Genomic DNA, 20,296 nt, shown 5'->3' with positions numbered 1-20,296 from the left:
ATTGCAAAATCTATTGAATTTTTAATTTTAGCTGTGGATAACTCTATATATTTTTAATTTTGTATTCTGCAACTATCTATATTTATAATAACGTTTGCTTAAATTATATCACATTTTTAAAAAAATAGTAGTCAAATTGATAAAATTATCAATAATTTAACAAAGTGTTATTCTAATCAAAAAGCTTATCAAGGTAAGGCCTTACAATTCGGATAAGAGAGGTTGCGACAACTAGGCCACAAGCTATAGCAATTGCAACAAAAATAGATTCTAAGCCTGTACTTAAAGCATTTGAAATATCGTTATTTAGAATATGAAACATTGTATAATATATTCCGTATCCAGGTACAAATGGGATAATCGCTGGAATTATAAATAAAGTAGCAGGTTGTTTATTATAAACTGCAAGCATCTCTCCCAATAAACCTACAAATAAAGACCCTATTAGTGGGGGAAGCACGAAATTAGAATTTAAGTTTTGGATAAAGTAAAATATCAACCAGCCTAACATTCCATTTATGCTTGCTAATAGAATTAAACGTTTAGGAGTATTGAATATTACAGCAAACCCAAACACACTGAAGAAAGAAAGCAAAATTTGTATTAAAAAGTTCATGAATGGCCTCCTATATAAAAGCAAATGAAATTTGTAATGCTATACCTACACCAAATGCCAGAGCTATAGCTATAAAAATTGCTTCAAGGATTTTTGCTCCACCTGCTACTAATTCACCTGAAATCAAGTCTCTAATGCCATTAGTTAAAGCTACTCCAGGAACTAACGGCATTAATGGACCAATAATTATTCTGTTATATTCTAAATTCAGCCCCAATTTACTGAATATATAATAAGATAAAACTCCCATGCTCGCAACTAAAAAGCCGCCTATTATATTTCTGATAAAGAAGTTAGGATTGAACTTTGATAATCTTTTTAAAATAAAACCTACAAACAAAGATATTGAAAAAGCTAAAAAAATCTCTAAAAATGTTCCTCCAGTTAAACCTGTAAATAGACCCCCAGCTAAACCTGTGAAAAACAAAGTCGTTTTATTTGAAAATTGAGGAATATCTGTAAGGCTTGTTATAAGGATATCTAACTCTTCATCGCTTAAATCATTTTGAGTATATATTCGTGAAAAAGAGTTTGCTCTTGATATAGCTTCTAAGTTTAGTTTATAGGAACGAACTCTTTCTAAATGGGTTATTGATTTGACACTAGATTTTGTACTAACAATTATTCCTGTTGGCAATACAAAGACATCAACTTTAGAATCTATTTTAGAAGAAATCATTCTTTCTATAGTCTCTTCAACTCGATATATCTCAGCCCCACTTTCAAGCATCAATTTACCTACATTTATAGCAAGATTTATTATAAAATTTTCATCATGAGAATTCATATTAAACACCTTTCTAAAAATTATATTGATATTTTATCACAACATATTTAATTTGATAATAAAGTAAGTTTATTTTTATAATAGGTTAAAAAAATGCAATTATCTCCGATATTAAACTTAGGCTATTATAGTTATCTTAAGGGGGATTAAAATGGGGGTTTTTAACAGATCAATTAGAACAAGAATAATAAGTGGATTTTTATTAATTTCATTTTTTACTATTATTGTTGGTTCGGTAGCATTATATAGCATCAATGAAATTCAGAAGAATGATGATAGACTTTATAATGATAACACAGTTCCCCTTGGTGAATTGGTAATCATGGTAGAATCGTTTTTAACTATGCAAAGTGAAGTAAAAGACATTTTAATTGTAGGACAAATGGCTGTAATAGATGAAAAATCTATTCAAAGTAAAAATGATCAATTTAATAAATTACTTGAAAATTATGCAAAATCTGCTGACACAACTGAAGAAATTGAAGCTATCAATCAATTAAGATCTTATAAAGCTCAATATGATGAGGTGATAAATAAAATAATTAACTTTTCAAAAGCAAACAAACCAAATGAAGCTAAAATTTTAATGTTTGGAGAAGCAAAGGAATTAGAAAAAAAAATTACAGATACATACACTTATTTAATGACAACAAAGATAACTCAAGCAAGAATTGCATCTGAAACCAACAAAGAAATTGCTAATAGAGATCTTTTAATCACTTCAATCATACTGGTAGCATCAATTATTTGTTCGGTATTTTTAGGATTTATGATTTCATCTAACATAGTAAAGCCTATCAAGTCATTGCAAAAAGCTACCAATTTAATGGCTGACGGAGATTTTAGTTTTCAATTTGAGGATAATTATGGATTGAGAAAAGATGAAATAGGAATTTTAGTTAACAATTTTAAAACAATGACACAGAAAATAAATATGTTAATTGAAGAGATTGAATTATCAGTTGAAAAGACTACGGATGCTAGTGAGCTTTTATCTAAGGAAATAGGGTTGGTTTCTGAACAAGGAGTTAATATAAATAATTCTATAAATCAAATAGCTGCTGGTATGGAGGAAACAAGTGCTTCAGTTGAACAGATAGCTTCATCTTCTGACATGATATCAGAAAAAACAAAGGAATTATTAACAAATGCTCAACTAGGAGAAGAAAAAGGCAAAGAAATTGAAGAAAGAGCAAAAGAAATGTTGGAAACAGCTATAAAATCCAAAAAAAATGCTAGAGAAATCTATTTAGAAAAGCAAAAAATGATAATGGAATCAGTAGAAGAATCAAAGGTAGTTGAAGAGATAGCTAAAATGACAGATATTATTTCTGAAATAGCTAATCAAACGGATCTTTTGGCATTAAATGCAGCTATAGAAGCAGCAAGAGCAGGAGAAGCTGGAAGAGGATTTTCGGTAGTAGCTGATGAGATAAGAAAATTGGCAGAGAACTCAGAGCAAACCACATCGAAAATAAAACAAATCATCGATAAGGTAAATAAATCTGTAGAAAGTTTGGCACATAATGCAGAAGAAGTACTAAAATTCATTGATGAAGATGTTACAAACGATTATGACAAATTAGAGAACACAGGCAATTTATATTTTGAAGATGCGCAGTTTGTAAAAGAACTGACAAAAGATTTTTCACAAAAAACTTCAGATATTTCATTTTCTGTAGAGGAAATTGGAGCATCTATTGATTCAGTAGCAGCGGTTATAGAAGAAGCAAATGCATCAAGTCAGGAAATTAGCTTAGGAAGTGAAGAAACTGCAAATTCGCTATTAAAAATCAAACAGAAAGCAGAAGAACAAAGAGAAATGGCTAATAAATTGAGTAAACTCCTTAAGCAATTTAAAATTTAAAATGGAGATGAAATAATTTATGAAGAAAAGAGAAAGAAAGGCATCGGATAAAAAAGAAAAAGCTTCTAAATCAATCAGTAGAAAAATATCAACTGTAATGATCTTAATTACAATTCTTTCTATTGTATTGGTTGGGGGAATAAACTACTATAATTCATATAATCTATATGAAGAAAAATTATTGGATTCAAGCTACCAAACTCTTGAGTATATTGAGTTAAGCATAGACAACTATCTCATAGACATAGAAAAGCAACTCAAAGTATTAGCTAAAGACGATAAAGTCGTGGGATATTTCAATGGTGAATTAACTGAAGAAGAATTCATGAATAAACTTAAGGATTACAAAGACTTAGATAAAAATACATTAACTGTCTATTTTGGAACTTCAGATAAAAGGATGGCACTTTTTCCCAAAGTTCCACTTACTAATTATGACCCAACTATAAGAGAATGGTATACTACAGCAGAAGCTAATAGAGACAATGTAATATGGGTAAACCCATATGTAGATGCGGGAACTGGTAAAATAGTAATATCTGCGGCTAAAGCGGTACTAGATAACAATAACCTGATAGGGGTTGTTGGAATAGATATTGATTTATCAGTATTGTCTAATCAATTAACTAATCTTGTTATAGGTAATTCTGGGAATATTATAATAACAGATCCAAACGGAGTAAATTTGATAGCAAAAGATCAAGAATCAATTGGTAAACAGACTATTTTGGATTTGAAACTATGGGAAGATATGAAAGTTAAGGCTGATGGGTTTTCTAACTATAAAGATCCTTCAGGAGAAAATTTCTATGGCGTGTTTAGCACAAATCAGAGGACTGGCTGGAGAATAGCAGCTCTCATACCAGAAACCGAATTGACATCTAAAATGAGCGTATTATTAATAAATACTTTAATAGTAGCAATATTAACCATATTAATAGCTAGCATTACAACTTATATTATTAGCAAAGATATAAGCAAAAAAGTAAAACATTTACAAAAATCTTTTGAAACAGTAGCAGAAGGCAATTTAAATGCAGATGTTAAAATAGAATCTAAAGACGAATTTGGCATAATTTCAATCAGTTTTGAGAATATGCTAAAAAATATAAGAGAAGCATTAAAAAAAGTATCGGATTCATCTGAGGATGTAGTAGAAGCATCAGATATGATTTTGGATATGACAAAAGAATCAAATTCTGCTCTTAACGAAGTATCTCAAACTATATACGAGATTGCAAAGGGGAGTCAGGAACAAGCTGAGGATATAGAAAAAAATTCTCAAAACATCTTAGAGTTTTCAAAAGTCCTCGATGGTGTTTCTGAATCAATAGAAGCAGTAAATGAGCTCTCAAAGCAGACAAATGAGTATAGCAACTTAGGCTTGATGAAAGTAGAAGAATTAACAGATAAAGCTAAGAAAACTGAGGAATCAACAAAATTAACTAATGAAATAATAACTGATGTAAAAAATAACGCTAATGAAATAAATATAATAACTGATACAATAAATCAAATTGCTGAACAAACAAATCTATTAGCTTTAAATGCGGCAATTGAAGCAGCTAGAGCAGGAGAAGCAGGAAGAGGGTTTTCTGTGGTAGCCGAAGAGATAAGAAAACTTGCAGAAAAATCACAAAATGCTACAAAAGATATTGCTAATTTGATAAAATCAATGAATGACAGATCTGATGAAGCTGTAGTAGCTATGGCAAAAGCAAAAGAAGTGGTAAATGAACAAGTGGATACTGTAGAAAGCACAAAAGATGCCTTTATCCGTATACTTGATTCTATAAATTCATTAAGCGAAAAGGTTAGTGGCATAGCTGATCTTGTTGTAGATTTAAAGAATAGAAAAAATGAAATTTTAGAAAACACTCAAAATATTTCAGCAGTATCAGAAGAAATTAGTGCAAGCACACAAGAAGTATCGGCATCTGCTGAGGAGATAACTGCAACCACTGCAAGTTTTGTTGAATATGCAGAGAAGCTTAAAGAAATATCGAATCAGCTTAAAAAATTGATTTCAAACTTTCAAATTTAAAAAATAATTACTGGAGGGACATATGGAACAGTATATAGTTTTCATTTTAAACAATCAGAGATATGCAATAGACATATCGAATATAGATAGAATAATTGATTTTTCAGAACCCAAAAAAATCCCTGAAACATATGATTATGTTCTTGGTGTCATTAATTATGATGATAAGATCTTACCAATAATTGATTTAACTAAAAAATTATATGGGATTAATATTAGATTTAGCTTAAAAAACAAAGTTATAGTGACAATGTGGAAATCAAGGATGCTAGGTTTTTTAGTGGAGGATATCGAAGGGATAGAAAGATTTGATTCAAAACAAGTTGAATTAAATCATGAACAGTATGAGATATCTAAAAAATATATCAATGGATTTATAAAAACAGAGGATGACATCATAATTATTTTAAACATTCAAAAATTGTTTGACTATGAGCAAGAGATTGAACTATTAGATATTGAAGAAAAAATTGATGAGCTCAAATAATTGAAAGAGGATTAATAGATGGTTGAAACTATAAAAGTAGGAATTTCTGATTATAAAATATCTACATCACCCAATATTTTGATGACATTAGGACTTGGCTCGTGTGTTGGGATTGCAATATATGATAGCATAAACAAAGTAGGCGGGCTAAGTCATATACTTTTACCCGATAGCACTAGTTTTAGTAGAAATGTAAAAGATGAGAAATTTGCAAATTTAGCTATCCCGAAAATGGTAAAAGAATTAAAAACTAAATATGCAAGCACAAACCTTACAGCAAAAATAGCGGGTGGTGCAAGCATGTTTGAGTTTACTTTTAAAGGCATAGAAAATGGGATAGGCGAACAGAATGTTATAGCTGTTAAGAGGATACTAAATGAACTAGGGATTCCTATAATTGCAGCACATACTGGAGGTAGTTCAGGAAGAACCATGATTGTAGATTTAAGAGATTTCACAGTGACAATAAAGTCTGCAAACAGTGAAACAATAACTATATAGATAGGAGTAAAATATGGCGATAAAGCTTTTAATTGTTGATGATTCAGCTTTTATGAGAAAAATCATCTCAGATATGCTAAGGGATATAAATGAAATAACTATAGTTGGAACAGCTAGGAATGGAAAAGATGCACTAGAACTCATTCCACAATTAAGACCTGATGTAGTAAGCCTTGATGTAGAAATGCCAATATTGAATGGACTAAAAACTCTAGAGATTATAAAGGAAAAATATGATATTCCTGTAATAATGCTAAGTTCTAATACAAACTCTGAAGTAACAATAGAGGCTCTAGAAAAGGGTGCATTTGATTTTATAGAAAAGCCTAAGAACTTAAATGAGAACTTAGAAGACTTAAGAAATGACTTAGCAAGTAAAATTTTAGCAAGTGTTTTAAAGAAAAAACAAGGAAAAGAGATAAATGTTTTTCAGGAATATAATAAAAAGAAAATTTCTAAAAATAAAAGTAATATTCTGATTAAAGCTATTGCTATAGGGGCTTCTACTGGAGGACCTAAAGCTTTGGTGAGTCTGGTTAGAGCGTTGCCAGGAGATATGGGAGTACCAATATTTATTGTACAACATATGCCTGCTGGTTTTACTACATCTTTAGCTGCACGAATGGATATGGAGTCAAAATTAAAAGTAATTGAAAGCAAAGATGGTATGGATATTGAAAAAAACATAGTTTATTTAGCGCCGGGGGATTTTCATATGACAATAGAAAATAAGAAAATCAGACTGGATAAACGCGAAAGACTAAATGGGGTTAGACCTTCGGTAGATTATCTTTTTGAATCAGCAGCAGAAAGTTATAAAGAAAATTTGCTCGGCATTATATTAACCGGGATGGGTAAAGATGGATCTACGGGAATGAAAAGGATAAAAGATTTAAATGGTTATACAATAGCTCAAGATAAAGAGAGCAGCACTATTTTCGGTATGCCACAAAGTGCAATAAAATTGGGAGTAGTAGACGAGATATTAAGCCTAGACGAAATTCCCAACAGAATAATAGAATTATTGAGGTGAAACCATGGAAAATGAATTCGATTATTTTTATGATTTTGTGTACAGGGAACTCAACATAAATTTGCGCTATTATAAGGATACACAAATGCAAAGAAGAATACTCTCTGTGATGCGAAAATCAGGAGCTACTAACATGATAGAATATTCTAAACTAATCAACAAAGATGAAAAAATAAGAAAAGAGTTTATTGACCAAGTGACAATAAATGTTACGGAATTTTTTAGAAATAAAGATATGTTTGAACAACTTGAAAACTTAATTGTAAAAGAACTAAGTTTAAAATTTAGCAAATTAAAGATCTGGAGTGCAGCGTGTTCTAATGGTTCAGAACCTTACAGCATTTGTATCATGTTGGATAGAAACAATTTATTAAACAAGGCTGAAATATTAGCCACAGATATAGACAATGAAATGCTGTCTAAAGCAAAAAAAGGGATATACAAAGAAAGTGAACTTAAGGGGCTTGATGATAGTCAAAAGAAAAAGTATCTTACTAAAGAAGGAGAGGATTATAGAATATCAGATATCTTTTCAAAGAAAGTAATTTTCAAAAAGCATGATTTGTTATTAGATAAGTACGAAAAAGATTGCCATTTAATAATCTGTAGAAATGTAACTATCTATTTTAAACCAGATGTAAAAGATGAAGTATATAAAAAATTTAGTGAATCTTTAGTAAGTGGTGGATTATTGTTCATCGGAGCCACAGAAGGAATTTACAACCCAAGAGAGTTTGGACTTAAAAAGGTAGCAACTTGTATATACGAAAAAATGTGATATAGAGGTGAGAGTAGAAGTGGATGACAACAGCAAATACAAAGAGTTGTTTTTTGAAGAAACTGAGGAGTATTTACAGCTGCTTAATGATAATATGCTAAGAATTGAACAAGACATAAATGACATAGCTTCTTTGGAGGAAATGTTTAGAGCAGCTCATAGTTTAAAAGGGATGGCTGCAACTATGGGTTATAAATCGATGACGGATTTAACTCATAGAATGGAAAGCTTGTTAGGTTTATTAAAAAGTGGGGAAAGCTTTGAAGAAAACAATATTATCAATTTAATTTTCAGGTGTTTAGATAAACTTACTGAAATCGTTGAAGACTTGAAAAATGACAAAGATAATACTTATGTACAAGATATAATCGAAGAATTAGAACAAGTAATCTCAAAAGACAATACACCTAAGAATGTAAAAAAAGAAGAATTGGAAGATTTTACATTATCGGATACAGACGATAATGTAATAAAGAGTGCTTATGAAAGAGGATACAATGCATACGCAATAGATGTAACTGTAGATGATGGCTGTGTATTAAAAGGACCAAGAGCATATCTTGTAATAAATAATTTAGAAAAAACAGGCGATGTTATATATACTTATCCAGATGCTCAAAGTTTAGAGAATGGGGAATACAATAAAACATTTAGACTTATACTGTTGACTAAGGAAACGATTGAGGACATTAAAGAAAAAATAGAAAATATTTCAGAAATAGAAAATGTAGAAATAATTGAAATTCAACCCAATTATTCTATAGAAGAAAATAATATTAAGAAAAATATCAAAGAAAACAAGAAAGTAGAAACTAAACTATCTAATAGCACTAATTTAAATCAATCAATAAGAGTAGATATTCAGAAATTAGACAGTTTTATGAACCTTGTTTCTGAATTAGTAATCTATAGAACTAGACTTGAAGATGTCAGCAAGAGAACAGATATAAATGAAATAGATGAACCTTTAAGTCATGTGGCAAGAATTACATCAGAGCTTCAAGACTTGGTTTTAAAAATAAGAATGCAGCCTGTTAGCGTTGTTTTCAATAGATTTCCAAGGATGATAAGAGATTTATCAAAAGAATTGAATAAAAAAATCAATTTAATTATAGAAGGTGAAGAAACAGAACTCGATAGAACAGTAGTTTCTGAGCTTAGCGAACCACTTATCCATTTAATTAGAAATGCTGCAGATCATGGAATTGAACCTGTTGAGACAAGGAGAAAATTAAATAAGCCGGAAGAAGGAGAAATCAAATTAAATGCTTATCAGGAAGGGAATCGAGTTATAATTGTCGTTTCTGATGATGGAGCAGGCATAAATACTCAAGCAATAAAGGAAACAGCAGAAAGAAGAGGAATTAATACAGAAAATTTAACTGAAGAAGATTTACTACAACTTATATTTGATCAAGGTTTTTCGACAGCTAAGGTAGTTACAGACGTATCGGGTAGAGGAGTAGGGATGGATGTTGTCAAACAAAAGATAAGCTCACTTGGAGGTACAATCGAAGTAATAAGTGAATTGAATAAAGGGACATCATTTATCATAAAATTACCTTTAACATTATCTATAATTCAAGCTTTGTTAGTAAAAATAGGAGGAGAAACTTTTGCTATTCCTTTGGGTATTATAGAAAAGGTTGTAAAAATAGAAGAAAAGGAAATATTAAAATCTCAGCTTAGCGAGCTTTATATGTATAGAGATATGGCTGTTCCAGTAGTAAGGATAAATAAGAAATTAGGATTAGAAAAATCCGGAGAAAATCAGCATTTAATTCTAACGCTTTTAGGAGATCAATATTATGGGTTGTTAGTCGATGAATTAATAGGCCAGCAAGAAATCGTTATAAAGAAACTAAATGGAATACTTGGAAAGATGAAAGAATATCTAGGGGCAACAATACTTGGAAATGGCGATATTACTTTGATTTTGGATGTCGGAAGTATATGCATGAGATTGTAAAATCTAAAAATTATTTTAGGAAGGAAGATATATAAATGGCAAAAAGAGTTTTAGTTGTTGATGATGCAATTTTTATGAGAATGAAATTAAAAGATATTTTAGAAAAAAATGGGTTTGAAGTAGTTGCTGAAGCTCAGAATGGTATTGAAGCTATAGAAAAATACAAAGCAGAAAAACCGGATTTAGTGACTATGGATATAACTATGCCTGAAATGGATGGAATATCAGCACTAAAAGAAATAAAAAAAATAGATCCAAACGCAAAAGTTATAATGTGTTCAGCAATGGGGCAACAATCAATGGTCATGGAAGCAATACAATCAGGAGCAATAGATTTTATAGTTAAACCTTTTGATGTAGATAGAGTATCGCAATCTTTGACCAAAATTTAAGATAGAGGTGATGAAATGCAAGTTATTGTCTTTAGTCTTAATGATAAATTATTTGCTATTCCTACAAACAAGATAATAGAGATAACAAAATCTATGGACTCAATTAAAGTACCTAATGCCCCAGAATTTATTGAAGGGCTTATTAACTTAAGAGGCAATGTAGTTACTCTACTAAATTTAGGCAAAATTCTTTCTATAGATGATAATATATGTTATAATAACATTATTATTTTAAATTATGAAGAAGATATGCTTGGATTACTAGTTGATGAAGTTGAACAGGTAATGGAGATTGACGAGCAAGACATACAAGTTTTAAAGAAAGAAGAAAATCAAAATATAGTTGGAATTGTTGAAATAAATGGGAAAATTGTTGACATTCTTGATATAGAAAAACTTATTGAACAGATTGAAGATAAAGTAAAATGATATTAACAGTAAATGAGGGATTTACTTGAAACAAGTGCTTTCACAAGAAGAAATAGATTCTTTACTCAATGCCTTAAGCAGTGGAGAGATAACACCAGAAAATGTGACGGTAGAAGAGGAAAAAAACAAAATAAAACCATATGATTTCAGACGTCCATTTAAGCTGTCTAAGGAGCATATTAATTCATTGTACATGATATTTGAAAATTTCTCCAAGATAGCTGGAAATACGATATCGAATTTAATCAGAAATAATGTCGAGATAAAAATAGTTGCAGTCGAACAGATTAGTTTTGATGAGTTCACTAGATCTGTTCCGAACCCTACTATGCTGAGTATTTTTAAATCAAAACCATTAAATGGCAATTTGCTATTTGAAATAAGTCCTCAAGCATGTTATCAAGTAATAGAATTGATGTGCGGAGGCTTTGAAATAAAAGATGCTCCAGTATTTAAGAAAAAGGAAAATTTCACAGAAATTGAATTATCAATTCTTGAAGAACTTTCCGCAGTTGTTTTGAAGGCTTTTGATATCGCATGGAATGATATAGTAGAGGTTGAATCTGAGTTAGAATTTATAGAAAGCAATCCTCAAATTGTTCAAATTGCTTCTCCAAATGAACCAGTTATACTAATAAGTTTTACTTTTGAGTTACTCGAACATAAAAACTTTATAAATATATGCATCCCATATATATCTTTAGATGCAATCATAGAGAGATTGAACTTTAAAAACTGGTTCGAGTCTGATAATGAGCAAACTGATGATTATAGAGCAATAGTGGAAAAAAGAGTTTTAGGAGTTCCTGTAAATTTAGAGGTGGAGTTAGGTAGAACTTATATTAGCATCAGAGACTTTCTAAATTTAGAAGAGGGCGATTGTATAAGGCTTGATAATAGGATTGATGAACCACTTAGCATGCTTGTCGAAGGAAAACCTCATTTTTTGGTAAGACCCGGTAAGTTAAACAGCAAATTGGCAGTAGAAGTTTTACAATTTATAGAAGAGGATGTTATAGAATGAGTGATAATTTTATATCTCAAGAAGAAATAGATGCTTTGTTAAAGAAAAGCCAGAATAATACATCTGATGATTTTACCTTGACTGAAGAAGACAAAGATATAATCGGTGAAGTGGGCAATATATCGATGTCTACTGCAGCGACTACTCTCTCTACTTTACTCAACAAAAGGGTTTTGATAACTACACCAAGAGTCTCTTGGATACCATTTAAACAAGTTATAGAGGATTGTAACGTTCCTAAGGTAGTTGCAAATGTTAGATTTAAGAAAGGTCCTAAGGGTAATAATTTGTTAATGGTTGATGTTGAGGACGCATCTATAATAGCTGATTTAATGATGGGTGGAGATGGTAGCAATGCAAAGAAAGAATTGTCAGAATTTGAAATGAGTGCTGTAGCTGAAGCTATGAATCAAATGATAGGTTCTGCTTCAACATCAATGGCTACTATGCTCGGAATGGAAATAGATATTCTGCCACCTGAGGTTACACTTTGGGATACAAATGAAGCTAAGAGTTTTGGTGGCTTAGATCCTGAGATGAACATATGTAAAATTGCATTTAAACTTGATGTAGAAGGCAGTATTGAAAGTGAGATAATGCAACTATACACAAGAGAAACGGTAGAAGAAATAGTAAAAAAGATGAAAGGTGAAAATTCATCTGAAAATACTAATAATGAATCTAAAGTTAGGAACGAAAAAAATATTGAATATAGCAATGTTAGGAATGCTGAAACCAATCCAACAGAAAATATTAAAAAAGAAAAAGTAAATGTTCAAAAGCCTGCTTTCGAGGAATTAACAGTATCACTAGATGACAAGAAAGGTCCAAAGAATTTAGATTTAATATTGGATGTTCCACTTGAATTTAGTGTCGTATTAGGAAAATCGAAAAAGACCATTAAAGAAGTATTGTCATTTGGGAATGGTTCAGTCATAGAATTAGATAAACAGGCTGACGAGCCTTTGGAAATATATGTAAATGGAAAATTGATAGCTCAAGGGGAAGTAGTTGTAATAAATGAAAATTTCGGTATAAGAATCACCAACATAATGAGCAAAGAACAACGTCTAAAAGAGTTAAAATAAGTCATAGTATATACTATGACTTATTTTTTAAATAACTATTAAATTATGTTTAATTTATCCGATTATACTTACAAGAGGAGGAATTTTTATGAAGATAAGTAGAATACAAAACCAAAATATTGTAAATAACATATACAAAGAAAATGAGAGAAAAATAGACTCTAAGGATGATAAAAATGGATATAAAAACTCTAAAAGCGTAAATATAGAAATTTCAGACTCTGCAAAGAAGTTGACAAGCAGAATAAATAGTGCACCAAATGTAGATTACAGTGAAAAAGTAGAGAAGATAAGAAAGCAAATTTTGGATGGAACATATAAAGTAGAGCCTGAAAAAATTGCAGACAAGATAATTTCTATGTTGAATATGCAGAAAGAAAGTGAAACTGATGGGAAATAAGAAAGATTTAATAAAGACTTTAGATAAGCTTAAAAATATATTGAATATAGAAAAAGATGCTTTGATAAACAACAAAACCGAAATTATTGAAACTATTTTAGAGGAAAAGGTGAAAGTGATAGATAACTTAAATTCCTTTGATTTAAATACTATAGAGATAGATGAAGACATAAAGAAAAGTTTTTCAGAGTCAATAGAGATGCAAAAAACCAATCAAATGTTAACAGAACAAGCAATAAGTTATCAAAAGAATTTAATGGAAAGTATAGCTAAAGTGCTTTCTAAAGGAAACACTTATAAGAAAAACGGAATTGAGAACAATGATGTTTCTACATTCATAGATCAAAATGCGTAGGAGGATAATATGTCTGGTATATTTGGAACTTTAAATACTGCAACAAAAGGGCTTTTAGCACAGCAAACAGCACTACATACTGCTAGCCACAATATTTCAAATGCTAACACTGAAGGATTTTCTAGACAAAGAGTACAAATGCAAGCAGATCTTTCTTATACACTAGCAGGTGTTGGGCAACTTGGAACAGGCGTCAAAATGGCAAGCGTCGTAAGGATGGTTGATGACTATGTCAATAAACAGATAAGAAATGAGAATAGTGCATATGAACAATACAATGCAAAATCCCAGACTCTTGATCAATTAGAAATAATTTTAAACGAGCCATCTACTACAGGTATTAATTTTACCTTAAATGAAATGTTTAATGCATGGCAAGAGTTGAGCAAAAATCCAGAAAACTTAAGCTCAAAAACAATTGTTGTTGAAAAAACTAAAGCTCTGGTTGAAACAATAAATCATATTTCTAATCAAATAGAATCATTAAAATTTGAGACGAATGATCAGATAGATAAAAATATATTAGATTTTAATTCAACCGTCGAAAAAATAGAAGCTTTAAACAAACAAATATTCAACATAACTGTAAAAGGAGAAGTGCCAAATGATTTGCTTGATCAGAGGGATCTATTACTAAAAGATTTATCAAGCATAGCAAAAGTAGATGTAAGTTATGACGAATACGGTAGAGCTAAAATAGAGCTTGATGGGAAAACTGTCTTAAATGCTGAAGTAAGGAATGAACTTAAAAGAAATTCAGACGGCAAGTTTACCATAGGTGCGGATGAAATAAAGATATCTACTGGAAGAATAAAAGGATATTTAGAAAGCATCGATATTTTAGATGATGTAGAAAAGAAACTAGATGATTTTGCAAAGGAAATGGCTACTCAAGTGAATTCCGTGCATAATCCAGGACCACCTCATGATGGTTATGATATTTTTGTAGATATAGATTCCTCGAAAAGTATTAGTATTAATAAAGATATAGACGAAGACAACTCGTTGATTTCAGCAGGAGGTACTTCGGAAATAGGTGACGGGGACAGAGCGTTAGAAATATCAAAGTTGAGAAATAAAGTACTTTCAGATGGCTCTACTATACCTAGAAAATACAACGACATAGTTACTAGGGTTGGTATATCTAAACAACAGTCAGATAACATTGTGGCTAATCAAGAGGTTCTTTTAAATCAGTTAATTTTAAAAAGAGAATCAACATCGGGAGTTTCCATAGATGAAGAAGTAACAAATGTATTAAAATATCAAAGAGCATATGAAGCAAATGCGAGAGTTATATCAGTGCTAAACGAAATGCTAGATGTACTCATTAATAGAACTGGGGTGTAAAAATTGAGAATAACAAATTCAACTTTAACTACTAACTATCTTAGAAATCTAAATAGAAATTTAGCATCAATGCAAAAGCTCCAGAATCAGTTATCCTCAGGGAAAGTAGTATCTAGACCTTCGGAAGATCCGCTTTTAGTTTCAAAGATAATGGATTTGAGAAATACTATTTCGATAAATGAACAATATAATACAAACATAAGGGATTCAATTGGATGGGTAGATACCCAAGATGGAGCTTTACTAGGGGCAACGACAACATTACAAAGGATTAGAGAACTTGTGATATACGGAGCTAATGACACATTGTCAAATGATGATAGAAATGCTATTGCACAAGAGGTAAATGTCAAAGTAGGAGAACTAGCAGATGTTTTAAATACCAACTTTGATGGTAGATATATTTTTTCGGGAACTAAAACCACTGAAAAACCTTTCGATTCTTCATTAGTATATCAAGGCAATGACGAAAATATAAAAAGAGAAATTTCTACCGGGGTTGTAATTGAGCTAGCAGTAAATGGAAAAGAATTTACCACTATAAATAAAGTTCAACCTGATGGACATATCTATGAACAAGAACTTAGTGAATTATTACAAGAGATAATAACTGCATTAGAAAATAGCGAAACTGACTCTTTATCAGGGGATCTTCTTGGAGATTTAGATAAGCATATTGATAATCTTCTGGGTTTTAGGACTAAAATAGGAGCTATTTCTAATAGATTAGAAGCAGCCAAGGAAAGAAACGAATCTGAAAACTTGAATCTTAAAAATCTTCTATCTGAAAGAGAAGATATTGACTTAGCGCAAAAGTACACAGAAGCAAATATTCTAAACTCTGTATATCTAGCTTCATTGTCAATAGGCGCAAGGATATTGCAACCAAGTTTGCTTGATTATTTGAGGTGAATAAATATGGAGAAAATAATATCAACTAAATATTTAGGCAATATTTCGATAGAAGATGAGAATATAATAAATTTCCCGAATGGAATATTAGGTTTCGAAAACAGCAAACGTTTTGTGATGATAGATTTTCCTAACAACACTTTATTTAAATTTCTTCAAGATATTGATAATGAAAATGTGTCTTTTATTTTAATAAATCCATGGGATTTCTTCGAGGATTATGAAATTGACATACCAGATAAAGAACTAGATACAATTGACTTAAATCCTCAAATTGAGAACACTTTAGAAATTTACTCAATAGTAACACTTGGAAGCAGTTTAAAAGAAAGCACTGCAAATCTACTTGCTCCGATAATTATTAATATAAAATCAAAACTAGGGAAACAATATGTATTAACATATACATCTTATACAACAAAACATAAGTTGATAGCTGAAGGAGCTGGTGAATAATGCTAGTGCTAAACAGAAAAATCGGAGAAGGAATAGTTATCGGAAATAATATAGAAATAAAAGTACTTGAAGTCCAAGAAAATAGAGTAAAGATAGGGATAGAAGCTCCAAGACAAATCAACATATTAAGAAAAGAAGTCTATGATGAGATAGTAAACGAAAACATTAAATCATTAGAAATACAAATAGATCTAGAGGAATTGCTAAAAAATAATTTTAAGATGGAGTGATTCTGATGGTAAATTCAATTAGACAAGTAGCAGGGATTAAAGAAATAAGCAAAATCAACAGAGTAGAAGAAAAAGAAAGTGCTATTAAGGGAAATTCTATAATTGACAACACTTCTTACAATAAGGAGATCAAAATAAAAACAGATATAGAAGCAAATTTAGATAACTCTAAAGGTTATGATAAAGATAGACTTTATGAAGCGGTAAAAGAAGCTAATAAATATTTATTTAAAAATGAAGGGCACTTTGAATTTGAAGTGCATGAAAGAACAGGCAGAATAATGGTTAGACTAATTGATAATGAATCAAAAGAGGTAATAAAAGAAATTCCACCAGAAAAAATTCTTGATTTGGTTGCTAGCATTTGGGATCTGGTCGGAATATTAGTTGATGAAAGGGGTTGAAAAAAATGCCATCACCTATAAATTTTATTGGAACTTATTCAGGGATAGACCAAACTTCTATAGATAAACTCATGCAGGCAGAAAGAATCCCACTAAATAAGCTTAATGACAAAAAAACTGTAATAACAAATAAACAGAATGCATGGAAAGACATAAACACTAGATTAAATTCTCTATTTGAAAAAATAAAAGTTTTACAAGATTTAAATACTTTTACAGCTAAAAAATCCACTTCAACAAATGAAAACATCGTTACAATGTCTGCAAACTCAAAAGCTATAGCTGGAACATATAAAATAAATGTTAATTCTTTAGCAACATCTACCAATATAATTGGAGGCAAAGTATTAGCTGAAGGACAAAAGATAAATGATCAACTTGGATTAACAGGAGACTTAAAGATTATTAATCATAATGGAGAAGAGTTCCAAATTTCAATAGAAAGCAGTGATAGTTTAAAGACAATCACAAACAAAATTAATGATAAGACAAATACAACAGGAATTAGTTCCAGCATAATAGACGGAAGGATTGTTTTGAGTGACAATAAAACTGGAGATAGGAATATTGAGGTTACTGGAAGTCTAGTTGAAGATCTTAAACTAGGAACGGAAAAAACTATAAATTCAGGAACGAATGCTAAATTCACTGTTAATGGGATTGAGGTTGAAAGAGATACAAACGAAATAAATGATGTAATTGAAAATGTTAATATCAGTTTAAAAAAGACTCATCAAACTGCAACTGATTATGAGGTAATAAATATAACTAATGACAATGATAAAGTAGTTAAAGCTGTAAAAGATTTTGTGGACCAATATAATTCAACTATGCAATTTATTGAAGAAAAATTAGCTGCTGGGAATCCTGATGTGGAGGGTTCGAGAGGTGTGTTAGCTGGTGATTCATCACTACAAATACTTCATTCTACACTTAGAAGGCTAGTGACATCCCCAATTCAAAACCCTAATTCCGAGTTAAAGGATATATCTCAGTTGGGGATAACGACAAAAGATAGATCTGGAATATTGACATTCGATGAAACGAAACTTATAGAAAATCTAAATAAAAATCCTGAAGATGTAATTAACTTTTTTTCAACAGAAGTTAATGGCAATAAAGTAGGATTTGGAGTAAAACTAAATAGTTATATTGACTCGTATATATCTAAGTCAAATGGAGTTATCAAGAATAAAACTGAAAGTCTAGAGAGATCCCTTAAGGAGATAAATAGGCAAATAGAAGTATTTAACAGAAGAATGGAAAAGAAACAAGAGTATTATATAAACATGTTCTCTAAATTAGATACAGCAATGATGCAGGCAGAAGATCAGATGAACTGGCTCGTTATGCAATTAAACACGTTTAATTATAGCAAATAGCAAATGAGGTGTTAAAATGAATCAATCTCAAGCGTATAATGCTTATAAACAAAATGAGGTTTATACGGCTTCAAAAGTAAAACTAGTAATTATGCTTTATGATGGAGCAATAAAAAACCTTAAATTAGCAGAAATCGCAATAAATGAAAATAAAATAGAAAAAGCTAATGAATGTATAAAAAAAGCACAGGATATAATCATAGAGTTTATGAATACATTAAATTTTGAACAAGGTGGTCAAATAGCAACAGATTTATATAAATTATATGATTATCTATATTTTAGATTAGTAAGAGCAAATGTTGATAAAGATATCGCGGGGGTTAAAGAAGTTAAGAGATTTTTGGAAGAACTTAGAGATGCGTGGGCTCAAATATGATAAATAATAATAATCTAAGAATAGAGTTATTAAATAAGATAATAGAAAATATAAATAATTGGGATGGAGAACTTGAATCTGCTATCGAACTGATTAGTCTAAACAACAATATATTAGAGCAATTAAAGTCAATGAGCTCTGAAAATAATGAAAACTCTATTTATGAAGCAAAGTTGCAAGAAGCAATAAAGTTGCTGGATGATTTTTTATTAAAATTAAAAGATGAGAGAACACTTTTATTGGATAAAAACAAACAACTAGGACAAAAAGATAAGATTTTAAAGAATTATTTTACACAAATTGATGAATCTATTTTCATAGATAAAGATATTTTGTAAAGCCAAGATTAAATTCTTGGTATTTTTTTTAAAAATTTATTGCATTATTGAATTTACAATGGTATTATTAAATCAATCTAGATACTGTAATGAAAATGTAACAATTTTAATTTTAACTTTTTTTCGAAATGGCACACCTATCGAAAGGTAGGGTCGCAAAGCTATAGGGCCTTTTTATGAGGCAGCCAGTTATCGAAGAAAAAAGTTTTTTGTTTATTTAAAATAACCTAGGACGGGGGAGTGTTAAATGAGTGATCTAACTTATGAGCTTATCAAAAAAGGATTAGATGTTTCATCTCTTAGACAGAAAGCCATTTCTAGTAATATATCAAATATAAATACCCCAAATTACAAAGTTAATAAGGTTGAGTTTGAAGAACATCTACAAAAGGCTATAAAAGGAGTTTCCTTAAGGAAAACTAATGAGCTTCACATAGGGTTTAGCAAAATTAGCGATTTTGATCCTGTTATGAAAAAGAGAACCAATACTTCATACAATGACAATGGGAATAATGTAGACATAGATCTAGAAATGACAGAATTAGCAGCAAATGAGATATATTATAGCGCACTAACACAAATAATAAATGCTAAACTATCAAATTTAAATTATGTTATAAACAGATAAAGGAGAATTATTATGAGTGTATTTAGATCAATGCAAATTAGTGCTAGTGGGTTGTCGTTGGAAAGACTTAAAATGGATGTAATATCAACTAACATAGCGAATATAAATACTTCACGAGGTGCGGATGGGCAACCTTTTAGAAGGAAAGTAGTCGCATTTAGTGAAAACTTAGAAAAAGAAATAAATAGAATAAATGGAATTTCACGAAAAGTAAGCAGTGGGGTTAAGGTTGATGAAATATTAGAAGATGATAGCGAGTTTAGACTTATTTATGATCCTACACACCCTGATTCAGATGAGAATGGATATGTTCAGATGCCTAATATAAATATGGTAGATGAGATGATTTCTCTTATAAACACACAAAGGGCTTATGAAGCAAATGTAACTACTTTAAATGCTAACAAAGCGATTCTAAAAAAAGCATTAGAGATTTCTAAAGGCTAG

At 30.4% G+C, this 20,296-nt stretch carries 25 protein-coding genes and 1 riboswitch; of the genes, 23 read left to right on the top strand and 2 right to left on the bottom strand.

Annotated features, from left to right (window positions below; translation table 11 throughout):
• Positions 1–172 precede the first annotated feature (172 nt).
• Positions 173–616 carry a threonine/serine exporter family protein gene (locus tag ACTB1H_RS01415; RefSeq protein ID WP_463261048.1) on the bottom strand — a complete coding sequence of 148 codons (444 nt, stop codon included), beginning with the start codon at positions 614–616 and terminating at the stop codon, positions 173–175.
• Positions 617–626: 10 nt separating this feature from the next.
• Positions 627–1,403 carry a threonine/serine exporter family protein gene (locus tag ACTB1H_RS01410; RefSeq protein ID WP_463261047.1) on the bottom strand — a complete coding sequence of 259 codons (777 nt, stop codon included), beginning with the start codon at positions 1,401–1,403 and terminating at the stop codon, positions 627–629.
• Positions 1,404–1,554: 151 nt separating this feature from the next.
• Here ACTB1H_RS01410 and ACTB1H_RS01405 point away from each other — a divergent pair, with 151 nt between their 5' ends.
• The 23 genes from ACTB1H_RS01405 to flgC all read left to right on the top strand — a co-directional run bounded on the left by ACTB1H_RS01405 (position 1,555) and on the right by flgC (position 20,296).
• Positions 1,555–3,270, top strand: coding sequence for a methyl-accepting chemotaxis protein (locus ACTB1H_RS01405; protein WP_463261046.1), 1,716 nt, complete (start codon positions 1,555–1,557; stop codon positions 3,268–3,270).
• Between the two features lie 19 nt (positions 3,271–3,289).
• Entirely contained in the window at positions 3,290–5,314 is a 2,025-nt protein-coding gene (locus ACTB1H_RS01400) for a methyl-accepting chemotaxis protein (protein WP_463261045.1), read from the top strand.
• A 22-nt stretch (positions 5,315–5,336) separates the two neighbouring features.
• Positions 5,337–5,801 (top strand): chemotaxis protein CheW, encoded by a 465-nt coding sequence (locus ACTB1H_RS01395; RefSeq protein WP_463261044.1) that lies wholly within the window; start codon positions 5,337–5,339, stop codon positions 5,799–5,801.
• Positions 5,802–5,819: 18 nt separating this feature from the next.
• Entirely contained in the window at positions 5,820–6,302 is a 483-nt protein-coding gene (locus tag ACTB1H_RS01390; protein WP_463261043.1) for a chemotaxis protein CheD, read from the top strand.
• Between the two features lie 13 nt (positions 6,303–6,315).
• Positions 6,316–7,335, top strand: a complete 1,020-nt coding sequence (locus ACTB1H_RS01385; protein ID WP_463261042.1) for a protein-glutamate methylesterase/protein-glutamine glutaminase — start codon at positions 6,316–6,318, stop codon at positions 7,333–7,335.
• Between the two features lie 4 nt (positions 7,336–7,339).
• A complete protein-coding gene (locus ACTB1H_RS01380; protein ID WP_463261041.1) occupies positions 7,340–8,113 on the top strand; it encodes a CheR family methyltransferase in 774 nt (257 codons plus the stop codon).
• 7 nt (positions 8,114–8,120) lie between these two features.
• Entirely contained in the window at positions 8,121–10,082 is a 1,962-nt protein-coding gene (locus tag ACTB1H_RS01375) for a chemotaxis protein CheW (protein WP_463261040.1), read from the top strand.
• A gap of 35 nt (positions 10,083–10,117) precedes the next feature.
• Complete coding sequence (locus tag ACTB1H_RS01370) at positions 10,118–10,474, top strand: response regulator (protein ID WP_463261039.1); 357 nt, start codon at positions 10,118–10,120, stop codon at positions 10,472–10,474.
• Between the two features lie 15 nt (positions 10,475–10,489).
• Positions 10,490–10,903: a chemotaxis protein CheW gene (locus ACTB1H_RS01365; RefSeq protein WP_463261038.1), complete on the top strand. Its 414-nt coding sequence runs from the start codon at positions 10,490–10,492 to the stop codon at positions 10,901–10,903.
• A gap of 34 nt (positions 10,904–10,937) precedes the next feature.
• Entirely contained in the window at positions 10,938–11,927 is a 990-nt protein-coding gene (gene fliM, locus ACTB1H_RS01360; RefSeq protein ID WP_463261049.1) for a flagellar motor switch protein FliM, read from the top strand.
• Entirely contained in the window at positions 11,924–13,015 is a 1,092-nt protein-coding gene (gene fliY / locus ACTB1H_RS01355) for a flagellar motor switch phosphatase FliY (protein ID WP_463261037.1), read from the top strand. The genes fliM and fliY overlap by 4 nt, the downstream gene beginning before the upstream one ends.
• An 88-nt stretch (positions 13,016–13,103) precedes the next feature.
• A complete protein-coding gene (flgM, locus tag ACTB1H_RS01350; RefSeq protein ID WP_463261036.1) occupies positions 13,104–13,415 on the top strand; it encodes a flagellar biosynthesis anti-sigma factor FlgM in 312 nt (103 codons plus the stop codon).
• A complete protein-coding gene (locus ACTB1H_RS01345; RefSeq protein WP_463261035.1) occupies positions 13,405–13,770 on the top strand; it encodes a hypothetical protein in 366 nt (121 codons plus the stop codon). Before flgM ends, ACTB1H_RS01345 begins: the two co-directional genes overlap by 11 nt.
• Positions 13,771–13,779: 9 nt before the next feature.
• Positions 13,780–15,120 carry a flagellar hook-associated protein FlgK gene (flgK, locus tag ACTB1H_RS01340; RefSeq protein ID WP_463261034.1) on the top strand — a complete coding sequence of 447 codons (1,341 nt, stop codon included), beginning with the start codon at positions 13,780–13,782 and terminating at the stop codon, positions 15,118–15,120.
• Positions 15,121–15,123: 3 nt separating this feature from the next.
• A complete protein-coding gene (flgL, locus tag ACTB1H_RS01335; RefSeq protein ID WP_463261033.1) occupies positions 15,124–16,032 on the top strand; it encodes a flagellar hook-associated protein FlgL in 909 nt (302 codons plus the stop codon).
• A 6-nt stretch (positions 16,033–16,038) separates the two neighbouring features.
• Complete coding sequence (gene fliW / locus ACTB1H_RS01330; protein WP_463261032.1) at positions 16,039–16,488, top strand: flagellar assembly protein FliW; 450 nt, start codon at positions 16,039–16,041, stop codon at positions 16,486–16,488.
• Positions 16,488–16,718: a carbon storage regulator CsrA gene (gene csrA, locus ACTB1H_RS01325; RefSeq protein WP_463261031.1), complete on the top strand. Its 231-nt coding sequence runs from the start codon at positions 16,488–16,490 to the stop codon at positions 16,716–16,718. The genes fliW and csrA overlap by 1 nt, the downstream gene beginning before the upstream one ends.
• 5 nt (positions 16,719–16,723) lie before the next feature.
• Positions 16,724–17,122, top strand: coding sequence for a flagellar protein FlaG (locus tag ACTB1H_RS01320; RefSeq protein ID WP_463261030.1), 399 nt, complete (start codon positions 16,724–16,726; stop codon positions 17,120–17,122).
• A gap of 5 nt (positions 17,123–17,127) precedes the next feature.
• Complete coding sequence (fliD, locus tag ACTB1H_RS01315) at positions 17,128–18,504, top strand: flagellar filament capping protein FliD (RefSeq protein WP_463261029.1); 1,377 nt, start codon at positions 17,128–17,130, stop codon at positions 18,502–18,504.
• Positions 18,505–18,520: 16 nt separating this feature from the next.
• Entirely contained in the window at positions 18,521–18,883 is a 363-nt protein-coding gene (gene fliS / locus ACTB1H_RS01310) for a flagellar export chaperone FliS (RefSeq protein ID WP_463261028.1), read from the top strand.
• Positions 18,880–19,221, top strand: a complete 342-nt coding sequence (locus ACTB1H_RS01305; protein ID WP_169578334.1) for a hypothetical protein — start codon at positions 18,880–18,882, stop codon at positions 19,219–19,221. The genes fliS and ACTB1H_RS01305 overlap by 4 nt, the downstream gene beginning before the upstream one ends.
• Positions 19,222–19,341: 120 nt before the next feature.
• Positions 19,342–19,418: riboswitch (cyclic di-GMP riboswitch) on the top strand.
• Between the two features lie 50 nt (positions 19,419–19,468).
• On the top strand, positions 19,469–19,849 hold the full coding sequence (gene flgB, locus ACTB1H_RS01300; RefSeq protein WP_463261027.1) for a flagellar basal body rod protein FlgB: 381 nt from the start codon (positions 19,469–19,471) through the stop codon (positions 19,847–19,849).
• A 12-nt stretch (positions 19,850–19,861) separates the two neighbouring features.
• Positions 19,862–20,296 carry a flagellar basal body rod protein FlgC gene (flgC, locus tag ACTB1H_RS01295; protein WP_463261026.1) on the top strand — a complete coding sequence of 145 codons (435 nt, stop codon included), beginning with the start codon at positions 19,862–19,864 and terminating at the stop codon, positions 20,294–20,296.

The sequence above is a fragment of the Soehngenia sp. genome (assembly GCF_055108775.1).
This window is presented reverse-complemented; position numbering and strand designations above follow the sequence as displayed.